This window comes from Desulfocastanea catecholica (genome assembly GCF_054657295.1).
Genome location: NZ_BAAHYZ010000023.1, coordinates 41,619 through 62,153 on the forward strand (window position 1 = coordinate 41,619; position 20,535 = coordinate 62,153).

Sequence of the window (20,535 nt, forward strand, 5' to 3'; positions counted from 1 at the left end):
CATTGGCCCACTCTCTATTACGCAGATCAATTACAAATGTGGCGAACACTATTTTCAGGAGAATTCTTATGAAATGCCCAGGCCAGGATATGAAGTACTGGAAAGATGATGCAATCTTTGAAGTGAACTGTCCAAAATGTGGTTTTATTATTGAGTTTTATAAAGACGATACCACAAGAAAATGCAGTCATTGTCAACATCGACTGGTTAATCCAAAAATGGATTTCGGCTGCGCTTCCTATTGCCAGTTTGCCGAGCAGTGTCTGGGAACCCTGCCCGAAGAATTTATGGGTACCAGAGAAGACCTGCTGAAAGACAAGGTCGCGGTTGAAATGAAACGCCACTTTCACGCCGATTTCAAAAGCATTCGTCAGGCCACTACTGCTGCCAGACATGCAGAAAATATCGGCAAGGCAGAGGGAGGAAACCTTGCTGTCATCCTCTGTGCCGCCTACCTCCACGACACAGGACAGGAGGCCGCCCGGTCAATCCTGCAAAAAGTCGGTGCCGGCGAGCAAATGATTGTTGATATTTGCCGACTTCTTGATGACCAGGCCCGCCTAGCGCCAGATGCTTCCGTGGAAGCACGAATAGTTCATGACGCGTTGACCATCAATCAGCTCCAGGACTCTGTGAAAGAGCGTCGAATAGACATTGATGCAGCAAAGCAACTCATAGAGCAACAGCTATTGACCGAGTCGGCGAAAACTCTTGCCGCTGCCCTGCTGCCATAAAACCGCGTAACTCAACCAGCCTAAAATGTAGCCAAGCCCACGGTTCTCTGGTTTACAAACCATTGACGTGAACCCTCTCCAGCCGAAAGAGATTATTTTTCTTTTACAAACTAAGAAAATAATCTCTTGAAGATACTTGCCCTAGCGTTTTTCCTGTCAAACGGGATCTCTCCCTTTCCCAAAGACAATCTCAAAAATATTGCCAAGCACACATTCTTTCCTCAATTACTTCTGTATCCGCACCTTGTCTCTTGCCGTTATTTAATATATCATCATAACAAACTTGATTTTAGCACATTGGCAGGGTGCAGCTTCATCGTACACATTATCAAAATTTGTTACTCTTTCAGAAAGGTGGTCATGGCCTCGGTATTAATCGTCGACGACGAGCGGAGCATGCGGGATTTCCTGAAAATTCTTCTGGAAAAAGATGGTCATGAGGTAACTACGGCAGACAGCGGGGCACACGCTCTTGATACGCTTGCCAAGCAACTGGTCGACGTCATTGTCAGTGATATCCGCATGCCCGGCATGACCGGGATCGAACTTCTGGAAACAGTGAAGGAGAAATCCCCGGAGCTGCCAATGATACTCATTACCGCTTTTGCCTCGCCGGATGATGCAGTTCTGGCGATGAAAAACGGGGCTTTTGATTATATCAGCAAGCCTTTTAACGTCGATGAAATCAAATCGGTTATTGAATCAGCCACCAACAAAAATATCTACAGCAGCAAATCACAGGAACTGACCACGGCTTTCCCCGAAATCATCGGAAAAAGTCGGGAAATGTTGAAAATATTCGACATGATCAGGCGTGTTGCCCCCACTCCGGCAAATGTTCTTATCTACGGTGAATCAGGCACGGGCAAGGAACTTGTCGCCCGGGCGATTCATGATCACAGCAAGGTTGCCTCGCACAACTTCGTCCCCATCACCTGCAGCGCCATACCCGAAGACCTGATGGAAAGTGAGCTCTTTGGCCATGTCAAGGGGGCATTTACCGGGGCGATACATGATAAAGCCGGCCTGTTTGATGAAGCGAACAACGGCACCGCCTTTCTCGACGAAATCGGTGAATTGACGCCGATTATCCAGACAAAACTCCTTCGCGTTCTTCAGGAAAGGGAGATCAAACCGGTTGGCGGGACGCGAACCAAAAGGATCGATGTCCGGATCATTGCCGCTACCAACAAAATACTAGAAGATGAAATCAGGGCGGGCAGGTTCAGAGAAGACCTCTTTTACCGACTTGCCGTTGTACCGCTGCGCGTGCCATCACTGCGCGAACGAAAAGATGATGTCCCGATTCTGGTTGATCATTTTCTAAAAAAATATTCCCGACGGCTCGGCAAGGAAATTCAGGAGATATCCTCCTACGCCCTGCAGGTACTGATGAACTATAATTTTCCAGGCAATGTCAGAGAACTGGAAAATATAATTGAACGGGGCGTTGCTCTGGAAAGCTCGAATATTATCCTTCCGGAAAGTCTCACCTTTGCAGGCGGCATCAAGGAATCACCGCACGAGACTTCCTTCTCCTCCACCGATCCTCTGATGCAGGCCGCTGAAAGTGAAGAGGAACTCTATGATCTCGGTATTGAAAAGATAATTGAAAATCTTGAAAAACGACTCATCTCACATACCTTGACGAAAACCAACAATTCGAAAATGAAGGCTGCTGAGCTTCTGCAGATCAGTTTTCGATCTCTGCGTTATAAAGTAAAGAAATATGGTTTGATCTGATCCATGAATTCTCCCCTTCTTTTCGACCGAACCCAAAATACGATAAGCACCGATCAGCTCCAGAGGAATCAGCTGCTCTGGATGCTGCTGCTGCGTACAATTTTGTATACCTTGCTGCTGGCTGTCAGCTATATCTTTCAGGGTTCAGAGTTTGATGTAATCATAGTTCCAGCCAATTTATTTATCCTGCTTCTCCTGATAGTGTATCTGACAACCATTTTTTCCGCTTCTTTCCTGCTCAATTACCAGGGGAGTCTGCGTAGATTCGGTTTTATCCAGATCCTCATCGATACCTGCTTTGCAGCTCTCCTGGTCTTCTTCTCTGGATCGTCGAGTTCCATCTTCAGCTCGGTATTCTTTTTTCCCATTGTCGCCGGCGGGCTCATCCTGCCGAGGAAAGGGGGACTGGTTGCCGCAGCCGCCGCCACGCTTTTATTCGGCACACTTCTTTTTCTCGAAACCTATAGACTCTATCCCGCCTATATATTGGAATATGTAGTTATTCCCTCGACCTCTTCCATGGCCAACCTCAATAATTTTTCCGTCCACGGTCTGACCTTTTTTCTTGCGGCTATCCTCAGTACCATGTTCGGCAAGCGCCTGCTGAAGACAGAAGATGCGCTGAGCGATTCCTTGAAGAATTTTGATCGCCTAGCCATCCTCTATAAGCAAATATTCGATAATATCTCCACCGGGATAATCACCATCGACGGCGAAGGCATCATCACTTCAGCCAATGCTGCCGTTGATAACATAGTCGGCCACAACAAGGCAGTGACGCTGATCGGCCAAAAGTTGGCCGCCGTTTTTCCAAACCTGGAGCTCTCGGAAGAAAACCACCGACTCACCACCGATTTTCTCAAAGATGACGGAACGAAAGCACGCATCGGCTATGCCCACATGATCATTCAAGGCTCGGAAAATGAACAAAAAGCCTCTGCCAAGCCGCACAAGATCATTACCCTGCGTGATATCAGCGAAATTGAAAAACTGGAACAACAGGTCAGACAAACTGAAAAACTTGCCGCCATCGGTATGATGAGTGCCAGTATCGCCCACGATTTTCGTAACCCACTCGCAGCCATATCGGGTTCTGCCCAGGTTTTGGCCAAAGAATTCTCGGAGGAAGGGGCGAAAAGTTACGCCAATTTTCAATTGACCAACATAATCCAGAGAGAGTCAAACCGGCTGATCACAACTATTTCAGATTTCCTGAGATTCTCACGACCTGAACACTGTCATTGTAACTGGTTTTCACTGCGCAATTGTCTGGACGAAGTGGTGCAGGTGCAGAGAGCAGATCCAGCCTGGCCGACAACAGCTCAGATCATTTTTGACTTTAACAGGACGCTTGATATATGGGCGGACGAGAAACAGATGTTTACCGTGTTCAATCATTTTATTCACAATGGTCTGGCTTTTTGTCCGGCAGGTAATGAACGTATCACCATTACGGCCCATGACACGAAAACCACTCAGAACCACGACGCAATTTCAATTTCATTTCGCGACAATGGACCGGGAGTTGTCGAGAGCCAGATGGTAAAGATATTCGAACCATTTTTTACAACCAGAGCGGATGGGACCGGGCTGGGATTAGCGATCGTCAAGCAGACCATAGAGGAGCATCATGGCACTGTTGTCGCGCAAAACGCTGCGACAGGAGGAGGACTGTTTACCATAACCCTTCCTCTACCCTGAAAATCCCTGCTGTCGGTATTGCAAACAGGCTATAAATCGTGGTTAAAAATACACCACGGCCGTGGAATGCTCGAAAAAGCACAAGCAGGCGGAACGAAAGGGGCGAAAATGGCCGCCACATTTTGTAACGGCCGCTGAGTGATGTCTTCTATTGCTGATGGGTTGGCAGAAAAGGAGGCTCGGCACCGATTCTGAGCTGATCGGTTTCAAGATAAACCGTGCCGGTTCCAGCCGGATCGACTGCCAGGATCTTTCCGCCGATCCATATTTTTTCTCCACGGGCCAGTTCGAGAAGCTGCGGATAGAGCCCCGGGTCCACAGCGCTTTCCAGCACCACGCCAAAGCCATCTTTCGACACATCCAGCACTACACTCATCTGCCCATTTTCTCTCTGTCGAAGGGCGAAAAAGTAGGCCGGCCAGAGAACCGGCATTTGGGAAATTTTTTTGTCAATGACATCCGCATTGAGATTTTCCATGGCCGCTAAATGTTCGAAAAGCTCCTCTGGAGATGGCCTGAGAAAATAGGTGGTATTCGTCGCAGGCGGTTTCGTCGAACTTTGGCTTTGCTGCGTTTGCTCAGGCCCGGTCTTGAGTTCCACACGCTCCGCAGCAGCCGACAGAGGGACTTTCTCGCGTTTATGTTTCTGGAGGTAGATTCCGCCACCGATAAAAATGAGGAAGGCTACACCTACTCCGAGAAGAGCCACTCTCTCTCTATGCTTTTTTATGAAATCAATCACGAAAATAAGATTTTCCTACACCCCTGTAATGTGTTGAAAAGAAAAAAAATTTGCTGGATGACTATAAAACTATACCGTGTTATTCCTGTTCTTTCCAGACCCTTGCCCCAAGCCCGGTAAGTTTATCAACTAAATTTTCATAGCCCCGCTCTAAATGATAAATACGCGAGATTTGCGTTCGACCGGAGGCAGCCAGGCCGGCAATGACCAGCGAAGAGCTGGCACGAAGATCGGTGGCCATCACCGGTGCCCCGCTCAAACCACCCATTCCCCGACCGGTTACCACGGCAAAGTGTCCATCAATTTTTATCCTGGCACCCATTCTGTGCAATTCTGCCACGTGCATAAAACGGTTTTCAAAGATAGTTTCGTTAATGACACAGGTATCGGAGCTAAGGGTCATCAGAGCCATAAACTGTGCCTGCAAATCGGTCGGGTAGCCTGGATAAGGCATGGTCTTGATATCAACATTGCCCAGCAGTTGTTGTTTATCTTGCCGTTTTGGCCAGTCGAGGCTGATGGTCGAATCGGTTTCGGTAATCCTCAGTCCGACGTCACGAAGCTTTTCGAGAAGTGACGGCAGATGGGTGGGGTTGCAGTTGGTCACGGTTCCAGCCCCGCCGGTTGCCGCGAGGGCAATAAGATAGGTGCCGGTTTCGATTCGATCAGGAATTATCGAACAATCCGCCGGGGAGAGATGAGAGACGCCATGGACTGTTAATCTGTCCGTGTCCCTGCCTTCAATGTTTGCCCCCATGCCATTCAACATGTCGACAAGATTACCGATCTCCGGTTCTTTCGCGGCATTTTTTAAAACCGTCGTTCCCTCGGCGAGAACCGATGCCATGAGGAGATTTTCCGTTCCGGTAACCGAAGGAATATCAAAGTAAATGACATCGCCGCGCATCGGTCCTTCGATAGCGGCATCGACATAACCTCCTTCCAGGTTACAGGTGACTCCCAAGCGTTCCAACCCCATTATATGGAAATTAATTGGTCTCGCACCGATGGCGCAGCCCCCCGGCAGCGAAACCTTGGCCTTGCCGAACCTCGCCAGAAGTGGCCCTAGAACAAGCACCGACGCCCGCATTGTTTTTACCAGCTCATAGGGGGCCTCGGTGTGGAGAATGTCCGTGGTATCCAAAACCAGCACATTCCCGGTTCGTTCACTTTTCACACCGAGATTTGCCATAAGACGGATAAAGGTGCGGGTATCCCGCAAGTCAGGCATATTACGTAAAATATGCCTTCCGGGAGCGAGGAGCGTTGCCGCCATGAGCGGCAGGGCTGCATTTTTCGCACCGCTGATTTTCACCTCGCCATACAGCGGCCTGCCACCTTCGATAATCAGTTTTTCCATGGTCTAGAATATCCTCTTTTCATTGGGCCAGCCTAGCGTGGACAACCCGATCACGTCCAGCATAATCGATAAGTATCTCAACCTGAAAAGCCGACCGACCTGCTCCATTTCTCTGAAATAATGTTTTGACCGCCTCCCCCTGATCTGCCCCTATCTCGATAAAACATTCTCCACCCGGACGGAGAACCAGCGGCAATGCGTCACAGATCTCTTCTATACGCTCAAGTCCCTGTATTCCGCCATCAAGGGCCAGATGCGGTTCATATGCCTCGACTTCCGGCATGAGATTTTGCGCCAGGTCAACACTGCTCACATAGGGTGGGTTGGAGACAATCAGGGAAAATTGGCCGTGTCCGGCAAAGGGGGAGAGAAGATCTCCCTGAACAAGGATCGGTGCGGCATGAAGATGATGTCTCTGGGCGTTTTTCCTGGTCATCTCCAGGGCCTCTCTGGAAATATCCGAGGCAACTATCGTCTTTCCCGTTTCTTTACCGAGCACCGTGGCAATCACGCCACTGCCGCAGCAGAGGTCAAGAATATATCCTTTTTGAAAATTTTCCGGATCAGTGAGAGCAAAAACCCGGTCGAGAAGAAATTCGGTCTCCGGCCGGGGAATAAGCACATCCGGACTGACAAAAAAGGGCAAAGACCAAAATTCCTGTTCACCGAGGATATAGGCGATTGGTTCTCGTTTTTTCCTGCGTAAAAGCAGCAGCTGATAGCTCTCCTCAATATTCTGATCGACCTCGGATTCACCTTCGAGGAAAATCTCCGTTCTCCTTTTTCCCGTACAGTGCTGCAGAAGAAGTCGGGCATCAAGTGACGCTTCCGGCACCGCCGCAGCGCGCAACTCCATCTCACCGAAGTGAAGCAGTTCTCTCAGCCGCATTGCACATGCACGGAATGAAGTTGCAGATCAGTCACCAGACAAAATACGAAATATTGCTGCATGGCACTTATTGGATAGCCTTAAGTTTTTCAGCCTGATCATGGGTGATGAGAGGATAGATGACATCTTCAAGCTTGCCGCTGATTATAGCATCAAGTTTATACAGGGTGAGATTTATGCGATGGTCGGTCATTCGGCCCTGCGGAAAGTTATAGGTACGGATTCGCTGGCTTCTATCACCACTGCCGATCTGGCTCTTTCTGTTCTCGGAAATTTTATCATGACGTTCCTGTTCCAGTTTATCCAGCAGACGGGCTCGAAGGACAGTCAAGGCTTTGGCCTTGTTTTTATGCTGTGATTTTTCATCCTGGCAAATAACTACCAGTCCGCTGGGCAGATGGGTTACCCGCACAGCCGAGTCGGTAGTATTTACCGACTGCCCCCCCGGACCGGAGGAGCGGAACACATCAAATTTCAACTCATGCATGTCGATTTTCAGATCCACTTCGTCAGCTTCGGGCAAAATCGCCACGGTTACCGCCGAGGTATGTATCCGTCCCTGTGTTTCCGTCTCAGGGACTCTTTGCACCCGATGGACACCGCTCTCGTACTTCAGTTTTGAATAGACCTGATCGCCGCTTATCAGGGCAATAATCTCTTTAAAACCGCCTATTCCGAGCGGACTCGAACTCATGACCTCAACCTTCCAGCCCATTTCTTCGGCGAAACGGCAATACATGCGAAAGAGATCGCCGGCAAAAAGAGCTGCTTCGTTCCCTCCTGTACCAGCCCGAATTTCCAAAAAAGTATTTCTATCGTCGTTGGGATCTTTTGGCAAGAGAATGATTTTCATCTCCTGGTCCAGTTTTTTCTCCTTGGCAGCAAGTTCTTCAAGCTCCGCTTTAGCGAGTTCTTTCAGCTCATGATCTTCCTCCTCATCGTGAATGATTTTTCTATTTTCCTCGATCTCGCCCTGAACTTTCATATATTCCAAATACTTTTCGTTCAGTCTGGTCAGATTAGAATGTTCCCGAACAACTTTTTGATATTCCTTCTGATCACTTACCAGCTGAGGATCAGACAACCGGCCTTCCAGATGAGAAATTTTGTCCTCAAGATCAGCAAATTTTTCAAACATAGCGTTTATTCGAAGGAAGAAAGAAAAAAGTCCACAACCATGGCTTGCATCGTTGTGGACAGATGAGAAAATTCGGTAGTCGGGGATGGGCTCCGACAAGGAAAAACGTCGAAATTAAGCCTTGCCCTTCTCTAGCTTGGCATAATGATTTGCATAACGCTGCTTGAATTTTTCAATACGACCTGCGGAATCGACAAGTTTCTGCTTACCGGTAAAAAACGGATGACAAGCAGAACAGATCTCAACCTTCATCTCTTGCATTACCGTCCCCAACTCGACTTCATTGCCACAGGCACAGGTTGCAGTAATTTTATGATATTCCGGATGTATACCTTCTTTCATAGCTATAATTCCTCCAACTCATCATGATGAGCGATATTCAATTTATAATGTTGTTACGATGTTCTCAGGAAACAAGTCCGTTATATTACTCAAACAGCGGATTTTTTCAACATAAATTGATAGTGCATTGCTGATGCACCGTCAAAAAATCACGCATTCATCGAGTCCAGGAAATCAGCATTCGATTTCTGATGTTTCAATTTATCCACCAGGAAATCCATACAATCGGCAGGATTCATAGTATTGAGAAGCTTTCTGAGTATCCAGATCCGATTGAGGGTGTCTGGCTTCATCAACAGCTCTTCCTTCCTGGTCCCGGAACGTTTGAGATCAATCGCCGGAAAAATACGTTTGTCGGCCATTTTTCGATCAAGAACCAGCTCCATATTGCCAGTTCCCTTGAATTCCTCAAAAATTACTTCATCCATGCGGCTTCCTGTTTCGATAAGAGCGGTGGCAAGAATGGTCAGACTGCCACCCTCTTCAATGTTTCTTGCCGCACCAAAGAAGCGTTTTGGTCTATGCAGTGCATTTGCCTCGACTCCACCGGAAAGAATCTTGCCGCTGGCAGGTGTCACTGTATTATATGCTCTGGCCAGTCGGGTTATACTATCAAGGAGAATAACCACATCCTTTTGGTGTTCAACCAGCCTTTTCGCTTTTTCAATTACCATTTCGGCAACCTGAATATGACGCTGCGGAGGTTCATCAAAGGTTGAACTGACCACCTCGGCAGTTTTGACACTCCGGGTCATTTCCGTCACCTCTTCCGGACGTTCATCAATGAGCAGAACGATGAGATAGACCTCCTTGTGGTTTCTCACTATGGAATTGGCTATTTTCTGCATCAGCACGGTCTTACCGGTTCGAGGGGGAGCAACGATAAGTCCTCGCTGTCCCTTGCCTATCGGCGCAAACAGATCCATGATTCTCATGGACATGTTATCCGGCTGCCACTCAAGATTGAAGGCTTCATTTGGATGGAGTGGCGTCAGGTTGCCAAACAATGTCTTCTGCTTAGCCGCATCCGGTGGATCGAAATTGACACTGTCAACCTTCAAGAGAGCAAAATACCTCTCCCCTTCTTTTGGCGCTCGGACAAGTCCTTCAATGGTATCCCCGGTTCGAAGATTCAGTCGACGTATTTGTGAAGGAGAAACATAAATATCGTCAGGCCCCGGCAGATAGTTGTAATCCGGCGCTCGGAGAAAACCGAAACCATCTGGTAGGATTTCCAGGACACCACTGCCACGCATTTTTCCGTCTTTGACAGACTGGGCTTTTAATATCGCAAAGATCAGTTCCTGTTTACGTAATGAACTGTACCCCTCGATCTTTAAAGAACGTGCTAGCTGTACCAATTCACCGATTTTCATCAGTTTGAGTTCCGCCAGATTCATTAATCTTCTTCTCCTTTGTGGGATTATTGGCAGGATATTCGGGAGTTACCAATTGTAAGGCTCATCCTGCGGACGAGTTATACAATATTGCCGGTGTAGGTTATATTTTGTCTGTCGTGACTGCGCCTTGGGAAAATACCGAAGCCCAGTCAACAGCAAGTGAAATCATGGCTGGTTGTCAAGAAACTATTTTGAGCTTTTTCGTCGCTTAGATTTAAAAACAGAGTGGAAAAATGGCCAGATCTGTGGAGACTCCACACAAGAGAAATCTGCAGATCTTCATGACACCATCGTCGGAACAATCTGTTCCAGGGTGATTTTAACGGGATCCAACGAAACGATGTAGCAATGAAAGGCATTTGAATTTCAAAATCATCGTTTCTTTTATACGTTTTCAGTTCTGTACTGTCAAGCTATTTAGGAGCCGTTACGAAATAACCCAACCCTTTTCACCCATTTCGTTACGGCTCCTTATGCCGTTCGGGGTTTCCCTTTGGCCATGTTATTTTTTGACAACGGCGTAGGTCGATTATCATTGAATAACTAGACTTTTAACTTTCTAGAAAGCTTTTTCGATAACCAGGCGATCTGCTGCACCGTACTGACAAATGTACCGGAATTGTCGATTATAAAATCGGCCCAGTCCCGCTTTTTATCGATGGACATCTGACTTCTGAGGATCTGCTTGATTTCCTCGACAGCCATTCCGTTTCGCGCCCTCACCCTTTCTATACAAATTTTTTCAGGCACATAGACAACGACAGAGGCATCAAATTGATCTTGCCATCCGACCTCGTAGAGTAAAGGAACCTCCACGACGAGGATTTTTCCACGCCTTTTACACTCTCTGCAAATGGTGGATACTTCCCTCTGGACGAGCGGATGAAGAATCCTTTCTAGTTGCATCCTGATCTCTTCATCCTCAAAAACCGCCTGCCGCAGAGCCAGACGATCGATAGTGTTATCGCTCTGGAGGAACTTTTTACCGAAAGTACGACGAAATTCTTCAAATCCCTCGGTCCCAGGCAACATTTGCCGGTGACACAGTTGGTCTGTGTCAACCAGCTCGGTTTCGAGTGTTGCAGCAAGAATTTTTGATACAGTCGATTTCCCGGTTCCCAAACTACCGGTTACGGCAATATTCACTCTTGTTCCCCCACGGCATCGGACCACCCGAGGTCACGGAGGATCTGACTGAAATCCGGCCATAACCCGGCACTTTTATTAATAAGAACCCCTGTGATCGGGTGATGAAAAATCAACCTCGATGCATGCAGAAGCTGCCGTGGAAAAAGGCTGTTGTCTTTTCCTGCACCATACACTTTATCGCCAACGACAGGACAACCGAGATGGGCCATGTGGACCCTGATCTGATGCGTTCGACCGGTCTCAATCCCTACTTTCACCAGACTGTATCTGTTCGCCAGTACCCCAACAACCTGCCAGGAACTTACGGCATGTTTTCCTCCGGTAACCCGCACTGCCATTTTCTGGCGCTGCACCGGATGACGCCCGATTGAGGCGACAATTCGCCCGGTCTTCTCCTTGAGCACGCCATGAACCAAAGCCAGATATTCCTTCTGCAACAGACGGTTTTTAAAGCTGTCCACCAGCAATTGATGGACACTGTCGGTTTTGGCAATGACCATTATACCGGAGGTATCCTTGTCAAGCCGGTGGACGATGCCCGGTCGCAGTGTGTCTCCCGCTTCGGCAATTGATTGACAATGATGCACCAGTCCGTTGACAAGAGTTCCATGGTGATTGCCGCTGCCCGGATGTACGACAAGTCCGGGAGGTTTTGAGAGAAGCAACAGTGCGTCGTCCTCATAGAGGATCGGGAAGTCAATGTGTTCGGGAAGAACCTCGATCGCTGGTTTGCTTTCGATAGAACCAGTCAACGTCTCATCTTCTTTGAGGCGATAGCTGCTCTTTTTTTGTACATTATCAACTAAAACCAAGCCGTTGCGGATTGAAGAAATGATCAGATTTCTGGATACTGCAGGAAGATAATGAGACAGGAACTGGTCAAGACGCATCCCCGTCAGTCCAGCATCAATCGTCACCTGAAAATGGTCGTCCGACCTTCTGGATCTGCCCGGAGCTGCTTCTTTAGAGTCCATACAATTGATTCGACTACGACTGTCGTGGAAAAAACAGTGCGTGTGCTCTATCGTTAGGAGAAAATGGCATCAATGGTTTTGCTGACACTTGCTTCTTCGGTATTCTGCGCAAGAGACAATTCTTTGACAATAAGGTTTTTTGCGGTGTCCAGCATCTTTCTCTCACCATAACTCAGATCTTTGTCTACGCTGAGCAGAAAAAGATCACGGAGCACTATCGCCACTTCATGAACGGAGCCGGTTTTAATTTTTTCCATATAATCACGATAGCGCCGATTCCATGTCTGAGAACCTAACTCTACGGAACGATCGGCAAGAATATCGAGAACATTTCGCACTTCACTTTTCCCGACAATCGCCCGTAAACCAACATTTTTACTACTGGCGGTAGGAATCATAATCCTCATGCTGTTATCCAGAATCTCCAGGATATAGAATGATTGATCAATTCCTCCGATGGTTTTAGTTTCGACAGCTTTGATAACGCCAACACCATGGGCCGGATAAACTGCCATATCACCTTCAGTAAACACAGGTATCTCCTTTAAAAACAACGCCTTGCACAAGGCCGCAAAAGATAGACAAGAGAAGTACAAGACACAACGCAGTTATTTGCCATACAAGGAAAGCTTCGGATTATTAAAGGTATCTTGTTAAAGGTATCTTATTTTTTATCCGGAATTTTGATATTTTGCTGCAGCGGATGTTACTGTATAGACCAAATTTGGACTTCAAGATACTACTATAACACATTTCTCACGCAATTACCGTACCTTTTTCATTTTGGACCGATAATCGCCTCAGAGACCGCAGAAATGCAAGAAAAGGGCTATTGGGGATACTTCTACTTCAAGCCATTGAGGAGATTCATGGCTTTGGCGGGGCTCCCCTGCAGGAAGAGACGGATGCCGTTTTCAAAACTCTCATATCGTGACTGCAAAATCTCCAACTCACCCGCCGTGAAGCTGCTTAAAACGTATTTATCAACGGGAAAATCCGCATGGACAACACCACTCCCCGGCCTGCCGATACCTATTTTCAAACGGTAAAACTCCTTCGTTCCCAGCATTTCTACCAAGGATTTTATCCCATTGTGGCCTCCCGCTCCGCCACCTTTGACAAGTTTAACCCGTCCCGGCGCCATATCCAGGTCATCATGGACTACCAGTAACTGTTCAGGAGCAATCTTGTAAAAACGAAAAAATTGCATGACAGCTTTCCCGCTGCGGTTCATAAAAGTTACCGGCTTCACAAGATGGACCTTTTCTTCGCCGACGGTCAGAGAAAGGTACTGGGCATGCCATTTTTCCTGAAAAATTGCCGAAGTCCACCTTCTTGCCAGTTCATCAACTATGAAAAAGCCGACATTATGCCGGGTGGAACAATATTGTTCCCCGGGATTGCCTAACCCTACAATGATATAATCTTTCTTTTCCATGAGTCGTGCATCGGTAAGCTGATCAAACGGGAAATAAGCTGCTGCTCTTTTCATTCTCCCTTGGGAGATAAGCACCTTGATGAAATTCTTCACAAAAATTAAGAAAAATTTCCAAGGCATGAAATAGCGAGAGGTCCGGAAAAAAATATTTTCCAGACCTCTTAGAGACTTCGCTATGAAACACGACCCGAGTAAGAATCGACCGGGGCCGACTGCTGCTTTTTACGGGGAGCTTATTTTTTCGGCTTTTTCACATCTTTGCCAACTTTGCTCACCGTTTCTTCAACTTTTTCACCACCTGGCTTGATTATAGATACAACCACAGTTTCTGGATCGGTAACCATTTTCACACTCTCAGGAACACCGAGGGATGCACATTGAATTTGATCCCCTATGGACATAGAGGCCACATTAACTATACATTCATCTGGAATATCAAGAGGTTTTCCCTGAAGAACGACCGTGGTGCAACCAACGATCATATGCCCGCCAAGGTCAACGCCTTTGGCTTTGCCTTGTAAAATGATCGGTACGGTAAAGGCACGTTCTTTCTCGAGGTCAATTTCACAAAAATCGACATGGATAAGCGTATCGCGAACAGGGTCGGTCTGCACTTCACCAACCATAACGCTCTTGTCCCCGGCACCATCTACTTTCAGGGTAACAATGGTGTTCTTACGGTAAAATTCGAGCAGCTGAGCCATAAGTGTTTTGGTATCCAGCTGGAGGTTCTGCGCCTCAGCGCCCCTACCGTATACCACAGCAGGAGTCATTCCTTGCATACGCAGCTGACGCATGGGCCCCTTACCGGAAGTATTTCTAACAGAAGCGGATATTTCAACCTGAAGCATTTTTCCTCCTTTGCCAAACAGTCGCTACGATAAAATGTACATCGACCGGGCAGAATATGATAAATTTTAAACTTAAAGTGTCTTAGAAATTCTTTTCTTTCAAAAAAAGCATTTCAAGCAGGTATTTACACCTCGTCAGACAGACGCTAGCTGTCGAGGAGATGCTGCAATTATTCCCGGTTATCGGGGATACAATTCTCGGACAGTCTTCTGGTTATATTCTATCATCAGCTAGACAAACAATGAACTGACGGAATCTTCATTATGGATTCTGCTTATCGCGTCGGCAAGCAGTTCCGAGACGGAAAGCACGGTAATCTTGCCACACTCTTTCGCCTCGCTTCGCAACGGGATAGAGTTGGTAACAACCAGGGATTTCAATTCGGAATTTTTCAGCCGCTCAATAGCCGGACCGGAGAGAACAGGATGTGAACAGCAGGCATGCACCTCTTTCGCGCCATTTTCCAGGAGTGTTTTTGCGCCCGCGCACAAGGTACCGGCCGTATCGACCATATCATCCATCAAAATCGCCGTTTTCCCCTTCACATCACCAATGACATGCATTGCTTCGCATTCATTCGGCTTGTCCCGGCGCTTATCAATGATGGCCAGACCGGAGTTGAGCCTTTTCGCAAAGGCCCGAGTTCGCTCAACGCCACCGGCATCGGGGGAAACCATAATGACGTTATCGTCAAAATATTCCTGGATGTACTTAAGGAGTACCGGTGCAGCATAGAGATGATCAACGGGAATGTTGAAAAATCCACCGATTTGTCCGGCGTGCAGATCCATACAGAGTACTCTTCGTACCCCCACCGCCATTAACATTTCCGCGACAACCTTCGCGGTAATCGGCACCCGGGGGGCATTTTTTCTGTCCTGCCGGGCGTAGCCGTAATAGGGCAGTACAGCGGTGATTCTTCTCGCCGATGCTCTTCTGAGAGCATCGACCATAATGACCAGCTCCATCAGGTTATCATTCACCGGGGTACAGGTCGGCTGAACGACGAAGACATCAGTGCCACGCACATTTTCTTTTATTTCGACAAATATTTCCCCATCACTGAATTTTCTTACTTCGGCTTCACTGAGGGGCATTTCCAGATAACCGACAATCTCTTCGGCCATCTTTTTGTGCGCGTTGCCTGAAAAAATCTTTATATCTCGCATCATTTTTCGATGTATTCGGAATAACGTGAAAACCTATTAGTGATGGCTGGGGCGGCAGGATTCGAACCTACGGATGCCGGGATCAAAACCCGGTGCCTTACCGCTTGGCGACGCCCCAGTACACGCTCTTGCTAAGAAAACTTTTTCCCCGTATTCCTGACGCAATCGACCAACAATACGCTTTAAATCAGAACCAGACGGCCTTGCCGTGTCTGGGAATACTCCAAAAACCGTCGGCCCGCTGCCGGACATCAAGACCTGTGATGCCCCGCAAGCCAGCAGTGATCTCTTTATTTTTTCTATTTCCGGATAGTGCCCGCTGGTGACCTGTTCCAGATCATTATGCATATCCTGTAGAGAAAAAGATGTTCCCTGGTGCTTTTGAAAGCATGACAATTTAGAGTTTTTCGAAAGACTTGTCAATGTTAAATTTTGAAAAACCCATGCAGTGGCAACAAAAAAAGATGGATTTACCAAAACAAACGAGCAATTACTCAGAGAATCCACGGAGTGCATGATATCCCCGATACCCGTGGCAAAGACAGCACCATGGTCAACAGCAAAAAAAGGGACATCGGCACCGAGGGGACGGGCCAGATCAATCAGTTGTTTTTCCGAGAATTCCCGGTCGAACAAAGAGTTGAGCCCGCGCAGCACCGTCCCTGCATCGCTGCTTCCTCCGCCGAGGCCCGCAGCAACCGGGATTTTTTTCTGAAGAGTTATCCTTACCCCATACCCCTTGCTGTTTTTGCTCACCTGAAAAAAGGTCTGCGCCGCTCTCACTGCCAGATTCGTTTCATCCGACGGGATTGCCGTGTCATCGGTGCCAAACTCTATCCGCCCTCCGGGGTACACTTCCAGCTCGACAATGTCACACAGATCAATCTTCTGCATCCAGGTTTGCAGCTCATGATAGCCGTCGTCACGTCTGCCCAGCACCCTGAGAAACAGATTGATTTTTGCCGGCGCCTGCAAAGATATTTTCCGACCAGGCTCAACCATTTTTTCGGGACAATTTCCCACAACAATTACTTTTTGACCGCTTTGACAAAACGGATTTTGATATCGTAGAGGATGTTTTTCAACAGCTCTTCCTCTTCTTTTGCTAAATTCCCCTTGGTCTTATTCTGCATCAGCGCCAGGGTATCGATTGCATGTTTGGCAAGATCCAGGTCAAGTATCTTTTTTCCTGTTGTCGGGTCGGCAATTTCACCAAGGTGATAGAGTGCAGAGGTATTCAGGGACATGATAAAAGCAGGGAAGGTGACTTCCGGCATAACGCATCTGCCCTGCTTATCGGGCACCTTTCCCTCGCCGCATCCACATTCAATGTTCGTTTTATTCCCAGCGTCAACCATCTTTCTACTCCTCTGCAGACAAATTTTGTTAATTTAAACCGAAGTCAGGTCCAGCACCTGCGCTTTAGTAATGTTTTTCAGATCTTCAACCTTGGCAAGCAACTCTTTTGAGACAATCTCATCAGTACTGAGAAGAATAATATTTTGCTTACTCTCTTCTTCCCGCCCGACAGTCATCCTGGAAATGTTCACCCCGGCAATGCCAAGAGTCGTTCCCAGTGCGCCGATGACCCCAGGCACATCGTCGTTAAATACCAGCAGCATGTGGCCGGAAGGCAACGCTTCAAGTCGAAAAGAATTCAAGCGGACGAGACGGGGCTCATTACGACCAAAAACAGTGCCGACGAGACTATTTTCCCCTTCATTGGTTACCACTTTTATCGACAGAGCATTGACAAAATCGTCGGATTGCTGACTCTTTGACTCAACAATGCGTATTCCTCTCTCTTTGGCAATAATCGGCGCATTGACATAATTCACCGCATCCTTCAGGATGGGAGTAAACAGTCCATTCAGAAATGCGACGGTAATGGGGCTGGTATTCAGTTCTGCCAGTTCGCCGCTGTATTCAAGAGTGACCTCGGCCACTCCTCCCTGCGCTATCTGCATGTGCAGGCAACCCAACATTTCCCCGAGTTTCAGATACGGCCCCACCTGGGCCAGGACATCACTGCTGACCGATGGGACATTCACCGCGTTCGTCACTGAACCTTTCAGGAGAAAATCGGCCACCTGCTCGGCAATGATAAGCGCCACGCTTTCCTGTGCCTCATTGGTCGATGCACCAAGATGCGGCGTACAGACAAAATTATCCAAACCAAGGAGGGGACAATTGTCAAGACTGGTAGGTTCTTTGATAAAAACGTCAAGGGCCGCCCCGCCAATTTTGTTATTTACCAGGGCTTCATAGAGGGCCTGTTCATCACAGACACCACCTCTGGCACAATCGATAAACATGGCATCGCCCTTCATCAGAGCAAAAAACCTTGTCGACACCAGATTTTTTGTCTCCTGGGTAAGCGGTACATGCACTGAAATATAATCGGATCTCCGCGCTAAATCGTCCAGGCCGACCAACTCCACGCCAATTTTTTCGGCCATTTCCCGGGGCATATGCGGATCATAGGCGATAGTTTTCATTTTCAACCCCTGGGCCCTGTTGGCGGCAATGCCGCCGATCCGACCGATACCGATGACGCCGAAGGTCTTGCCGGTAAGCTCCCTGCCCATGAATTTTTTCTTGTCCCACCTTCCCTCCTTCATGGACATACAGGCCTGTGGAATATTGCGGGAGAGAGCCATCATCATGGCGATCGCATGTTCCGCGGCGGTCGTGGCGTTGCCATCCGGAGCATTCATGACGACAATACCTTTTTGACTGGCTGCAGGAATATCGACATTATCAAGGCCAATGCCCGCACGCCCGACAACTTTCAGTTTATGGGCCATTTCCAGAAGATCAACGGAAACTTTTGTCGCACTGCGGATGATCAACCCGTCATAATCTCCAATGATTTTTTTAAGTTCTTCCGGCGCAAGTCCTGTGTTGACATCAACGTCCAGGCCTGCTTTTCTGAGGACATCTACTCCAACCGGGGATAAATTGTCACTGATCAGTACTTTCATTTCCTTGACTTCCTCCCATAGAACCCATGTCCGCTCTTCCACCATTCAAGAGGAAAAGCCAGCAAAAAAAATAGCGAATGCCCGTAAGAAACCTGAAGAAACAACCGGCTGAAAGGTCTTGGCAACAAGGAAAAAACTATACAAAGTTCCCCAGATGAGAACAACAAAAAAACTCCAGTTCACCTGGCCCACTGTCTGTCGGAAAATGCTTTTCATACTCCGGACCTGCACCATGAAGCCTTAATAATGTTGAACATTGATCATGAAAAAGATATATAGCAGCCAGGTGTTCCTTTTGGTGGAAGGCACTTTCCATCGATGGTAACGCAGGGGTATATGAAGAAGTTATCATTGCACGGGACGAGGAACATTTCCGCTGATAATGTTTTTGCCAGTAGAACAAGCTGGTTCAAGGAGTTTTGTAAATGACAGAAACACGATTACGTTTTCCGCCGAGCCCAACCGGTTATCTGCATATCGGCGGGGCAAGAACGGCACTCTATAACTGGCTCTATGCCAGACAGACCGGCGGTAAACTTATTCTCCGAATTGAGGACACCGACACCGGGAGATCCACCGAGGAATCGATCCAGGGCATCCTCGAAGGTCTCGAGTGGCTGGGCATCGATTACGATGAAGGTCCATATTTCCAGACGGATTATGAATCCGATCACATTGCCGCTGCCCGGAAACTTCTGGAAAAAGGCGCCGCCTACAAATGTTTTTGCAGCAAAGAAGAGCTGGATGCAAAACGCGAAGCTGCCCTGGCAGCCAAAAAGCCGCTCGGCTACGACCGCACCTGCCGAAACCTCTCGCCGGCGGAAATAGCCGAAAAAGAGGCAGCCGGGATTCCTTCAGTGATCCGCTTCAAAGTTCCGGAACGAACCGGCAACCTCGGTTATGACGACAAAATTCTCGGCCGTATCGAGTCGAACTATTCTGAAATTGACGATTTTGTCATTGTCCGATCCAATGGAAAGCCACTTTATCTGCTGTGCAATGTCGTCGATGATATCCGCGACCGCATTACCCATATTATCCGCGGCCAGGATCACATGACCAACACCCTCAAACAGGTGCTGCTCTACGAGGCGCTCGAGGCACCCCTGCCGGTTTTTGCGCATATGCCGCTCACCCTGGATACGAAAAAGGCGAAAATATCCAAACGCAGCCATGGCGAAATAGTAGCGGTGCAGTTCTACCGGGACCGCGGTTTTATTCCCTGGGCCTTCAACAATTTTCTTGCGCTTCTCGGCTGGTCTGCCGGAAATGATCAGGAATTTTATACAAAAGAAGAGCTCATTCAGGAATTTTCCCTCGAACGAATCAATAAATCGAGCGCCATTTTCAATTACCAAAAAAATGATCCGAAATTCTTTACCGACCCCAAGGCTATTTTCATAAATGAGCATTATCTTCGAACCATGGACATCGGAGAGCTTGGCGATTTGGTCAAGAAAGAACTGGAAAATGAGGGCCTCTGGTATGACGCTTATGACACGGACAAAAAAGACTGGTACCTGCGAACTCTTGATCTGATTCGGGATCGCTTTCATACCCTGAAGGATTTCACCAGCCTGGGCCGGGCTTACTTCGCCGACGATTTCCCCATCGAAGAAAAACCGCTGGCGAAAAATGTGCTGAAATACCCTGAATTGCAGGAATGGCTGCCGGAACTTGCCGACAGATACGAAAAACTCGCCGGGTTCACCGTGGAGGAAACCGAACGGGTGGCCCGAGAGTTGGCCGACGAGCTGGCTATCAAACCGGGTATTATCATCAACGCCATGCGTACCGTGGTCACCGGCCAACTTGCCGGTCCGTCCATGTTCGACATTCTCGTGACGATCGGCAGGGACAGGGTCATCCGAAGACTCCGGGATGTCGGCAAACTTTTTGCGTAGCAGCATACGATTACCT

General features: G+C 48.0%; 18 protein-coding genes, 1 tRNA gene and 1 pseudogene. 4 read left to right on the forward strand and 16 right to left on the reverse strand.

Going from position 1 to position 20,535, the window contains the following annotated elements; translation table 11 throughout:
• Nucleotides 1-68: 68 nt before the first annotated feature.
• From ACYQ8U_RS17970 to ACYQ8U_RS17980, 3 genes are all read left to right on the forward strand, one after another.
• The gene (locus ACYQ8U_RS17970) at nt 69-734 is read left to right on the forward strand and encodes an HD domain-containing protein (protein ID WP_459946945.1); all 666 of its coding nucleotides are present in this window, start codon (nt 69-71) and stop codon (nt 732-734) included.
• A gap of 360 nt (nt 735-1,094) precedes the next feature.
• Nucleotides 1,095-2,477 carry a sigma-54-dependent transcriptional regulator gene (locus tag ACYQ8U_RS17975; protein WP_459946946.1) on the forward strand — a complete coding sequence of 461 codons (1,383 nt, stop codon included), beginning with the start codon at nt 1,095-1,097 and terminating at the stop codon, nt 2,475-2,477.
• A gap of 3 nt (nt 2,478-2,480) precedes the next feature.
• A complete protein-coding gene (locus tag ACYQ8U_RS17980; RefSeq protein ID WP_459946947.1) occupies nt 2,481-4,178 on the forward strand; it encodes a two-component system sensor histidine kinase NtrB in 1,698 nt (565 codons plus the stop codon).
• A gap of 148 nt (nt 4,179-4,326) precedes the next feature.
• On the opposite strand, the gene ACYQ8U_RS17985 is transcribed toward ACYQ8U_RS17980, so the two are convergent.
• The 16 genes and pseudogenes from ACYQ8U_RS17985 to serA all read right to left on the reverse strand — a co-directional run bounded on the left by ACYQ8U_RS17985 (nt 4,327) and on the right by serA (nt 18,615).
• Nucleotides 4,327-4,920, reverse strand: coding sequence for a hypothetical protein (locus tag ACYQ8U_RS17985; RefSeq protein WP_459946948.1), 594 nt, complete (start codon nt 4,918-4,920; stop codon nt 4,327-4,329).
• A gap of 79 nt (nt 4,921-4,999) precedes the next feature.
• On the reverse strand, nt 5,000-6,280 hold the full coding sequence (murA, locus tag ACYQ8U_RS17990; RefSeq protein WP_459946949.1) for a UDP-N-acetylglucosamine 1-carboxyvinyltransferase: 1,281 nt from the start codon (nt 6,278-6,280) through the stop codon (nt 5,000-5,002).
• Nucleotides 6,281-6,299: 19 nt separating this feature from the next.
• A complete protein-coding gene (gene prmC / locus ACYQ8U_RS17995) occupies nt 6,300-7,169 on the reverse strand; it encodes a peptide chain release factor N(5)-glutamine methyltransferase (RefSeq protein WP_459946950.1) in 870 nt (289 codons plus the stop codon).
• Nucleotides 7,170-7,236: 67 nt separating this feature from the next.
• Nucleotides 7,237-8,307: a peptide chain release factor 1 gene (gene prfA, locus ACYQ8U_RS18000; RefSeq protein ID WP_459946951.1), complete on the reverse strand. Its 1,071-nt coding sequence runs from the start codon at nt 8,305-8,307 to the stop codon at nt 7,237-7,239.
• A gap of 114 nt (nt 8,308-8,421) precedes the next feature.
• Nucleotides 8,422-8,649, reverse strand: coding sequence for a 50S ribosomal protein L31 (rpmE, locus tag ACYQ8U_RS18005; protein ID WP_459946952.1), 228 nt, complete (start codon nt 8,647-8,649; stop codon nt 8,422-8,424).
• A gap of 149 nt (nt 8,650-8,798) precedes the next feature.
• Complete coding sequence (gene rho / locus ACYQ8U_RS18010; protein WP_459946953.1) at nt 8,799-10,049, reverse strand: transcription termination factor Rho; 1,251 nt, start codon at nt 10,047-10,049, stop codon at nt 8,799-8,801.
• Nucleotides 10,050-10,592: 543 nt separating this feature from the next.
• A complete protein-coding gene (gene coaE / locus ACYQ8U_RS18015; RefSeq protein ID WP_459946954.1) occupies nt 10,593-11,195 on the reverse strand; it encodes a dephospho-CoA kinase in 603 nt (200 codons plus the stop codon).
• Nucleotides 11,192-12,172 (reverse strand): RluA family pseudouridine synthase, encoded by a 981-nt coding sequence (locus ACYQ8U_RS18020; RefSeq protein WP_459946955.1) that lies wholly within the window; start codon nt 12,170-12,172, stop codon nt 11,192-11,194. Before ACYQ8U_RS18020 ends, coaE begins: the two co-directional genes overlap by 4 nt.
• Nucleotides 12,173-12,225: 53 nt before the next feature.
• A complete protein-coding gene (locus ACYQ8U_RS18025; protein WP_459946956.1) occupies nt 12,226-12,705 on the reverse strand; it encodes a CarD family transcriptional regulator in 480 nt (159 codons plus the stop codon).
• Nucleotides 12,706-13,016: 311 nt separating this feature from the next.
• Nucleotides 13,017-13,664, reverse strand: a complete 648-nt coding sequence (gene pth / locus ACYQ8U_RS18030) for an aminoacyl-tRNA hydrolase (RefSeq protein WP_459946957.1) — start codon at nt 13,662-13,664, stop codon at nt 13,017-13,019.
• A gap of 179 nt (nt 13,665-13,843) precedes the next feature.
• Nucleotides 13,844-14,461: a 50S ribosomal protein L25 gene (locus ACYQ8U_RS18035; protein WP_459946958.1), complete on the reverse strand. Its 618-nt coding sequence runs from the start codon at nt 14,459-14,461 to the stop codon at nt 13,844-13,846.
• Nucleotides 14,462-14,692: 231 nt separating this feature from the next.
• Nucleotides 14,693-15,634: a ribose-phosphate pyrophosphokinase gene (locus ACYQ8U_RS18040; protein ID WP_459946959.1), complete on the reverse strand. Its 942-nt coding sequence runs from the start codon at nt 15,632-15,634 to the stop codon at nt 14,693-14,695.
• Nucleotides 15,635-15,674: 40 nt separating this feature from the next.
• Nucleotides 15,675-15,749: transfer RNA gene (locus ACYQ8U_RS18045), tRNA-Gln, on the reverse strand.
• A gap of 95 nt (nt 15,750-15,844) precedes the next feature.
• Nucleotides 15,845-16,633, reverse strand: a pseudogene (gene ispE, locus ACYQ8U_RS18050) (4-(cytidine 5'-diphospho)-2-C-methyl-D-erythritol kinase); the annotation flags it as partial.
• A gap of 26 nt (nt 16,634-16,659) precedes the next feature.
• Complete coding sequence (locus tag ACYQ8U_RS18055) at nt 16,660-16,989, reverse strand: DUF1844 domain-containing protein (RefSeq protein ID WP_459946960.1); 330 nt, start codon at nt 16,987-16,989, stop codon at nt 16,660-16,662.
• A gap of 33 nt (nt 16,990-17,022) precedes the next feature.
• Complete coding sequence (gene serA / locus ACYQ8U_RS18060) at nt 17,023-18,615, reverse strand: phosphoglycerate dehydrogenase (RefSeq protein WP_459946961.1); 1,593 nt, start codon at nt 18,613-18,615, stop codon at nt 17,023-17,025.
• A gap of 425 nt (nt 18,616-19,040) precedes the next feature.
• Between serA and gltX the strand changes: the two genes are divergently transcribed.
• A complete protein-coding gene (gltX, locus tag ACYQ8U_RS18065) occupies nt 19,041-20,519 on the forward strand; it encodes a glutamate--tRNA ligase (RefSeq protein ID WP_459946962.1) in 1,479 nt (492 codons plus the stop codon).
• Nucleotides 20,520-20,535 lie beyond the last annotated feature (16 nt).

What these genes read in the sequence shown, in the direction of transcription:
- ACYQ8U_RS17970 (WP_459946945.1), top strand. Translation starts at nt 69, where the DNA reads ATGAAATGCCCAGGCCAGGATATGAAGTACTGGAAAGATGATGCAATC.
- ACYQ8U_RS17975 (WP_459946946.1), top strand. Translation starts at nt 1,095, where the DNA reads ATGGCCTCGGTATTAATCGTCGACGACGAGCGGAGCATGCGGGATTTC.
- ACYQ8U_RS17980 (WP_459946947.1), top strand. Translation starts at nt 2,481, where the DNA reads ATGAATTCTCCCCTTCTTTTCGACCGAACCCAAAATACGATAAGCACC.
- murA (WP_459946949.1), bottom strand. Translation starts at nt 6,280, where the DNA reads ATGGAAAAACTGATTATCGAAGGTGGCAGGCCGCTGTATGGCGAGGTG.
- prmC (WP_459946950.1), bottom strand. Translation starts at nt 7,169, where the DNA reads ATGCGGCTGAGAGAACTGCTTCACTTCGGTGAGATGGAGTTGCGCGCT.
- prfA (WP_459946951.1), bottom strand. Translation starts at nt 8,307, where the DNA reads ATGTTTGAAAAATTTGCTGATCTTGAGGACAAAATTTCTCATCTGGAA.
- rpmE (WP_459946952.1), bottom strand. Translation starts at nt 8,649, where the DNA reads ATGAAAGAAGGTATACATCCGGAATATCATAAAATTACTGCAACCTGT.
- rho (WP_459946953.1), bottom strand. Translation starts at nt 10,049, where the DNA reads ATGAATCTGGCGGAACTCAAACTGATGAAAATCGGTGAATTGGTACAG.
- ACYQ8U_RS18020 (WP_459946955.1), bottom strand. Translation starts at nt 12,172, where the DNA reads ATGGACTCTAAAGAAGCAGCTCCGGGCAGATCCAGAAGGTCGGACGAC.
- pth (WP_459946957.1), bottom strand. Translation starts at nt 13,664, where the DNA reads ATGAAAAGAGCAGCAGCTTATTTCCCGTTTGATCAGCTTACCGATGCA.
- ACYQ8U_RS18035 (WP_459946958.1), bottom strand. Translation starts at nt 14,461, where the DNA reads ATGCTTCAGGTTGAAATATCCGCTTCTGTTAGAAATACTTCCGGTAAG.
- ACYQ8U_RS18040 (WP_459946959.1), bottom strand. Translation starts at nt 15,634, where the DNA reads ATGATGCGAGATATAAAGATTTTTTCAGGCAACGCGCACAAAAAGATG.
- ACYQ8U_RS18055 (WP_459946960.1), bottom strand. Translation starts at nt 16,989, where the DNA reads ATGGTTGACGCTGGGAATAAAACGAACATTGAATGTGGATGCGGCGAG.
- serA (WP_459946961.1), bottom strand. Translation starts at nt 18,615, where the DNA reads ATGAAAGTACTGATCAGTGACAATTTATCCCCGGTTGGAGTAGATGTC.
- gltX (WP_459946962.1), top strand. Translation starts at nt 19,041, where the DNA reads ATGACAGAAACACGATTACGTTTTCCGCCGAGCCCAACCGGTTATCTG.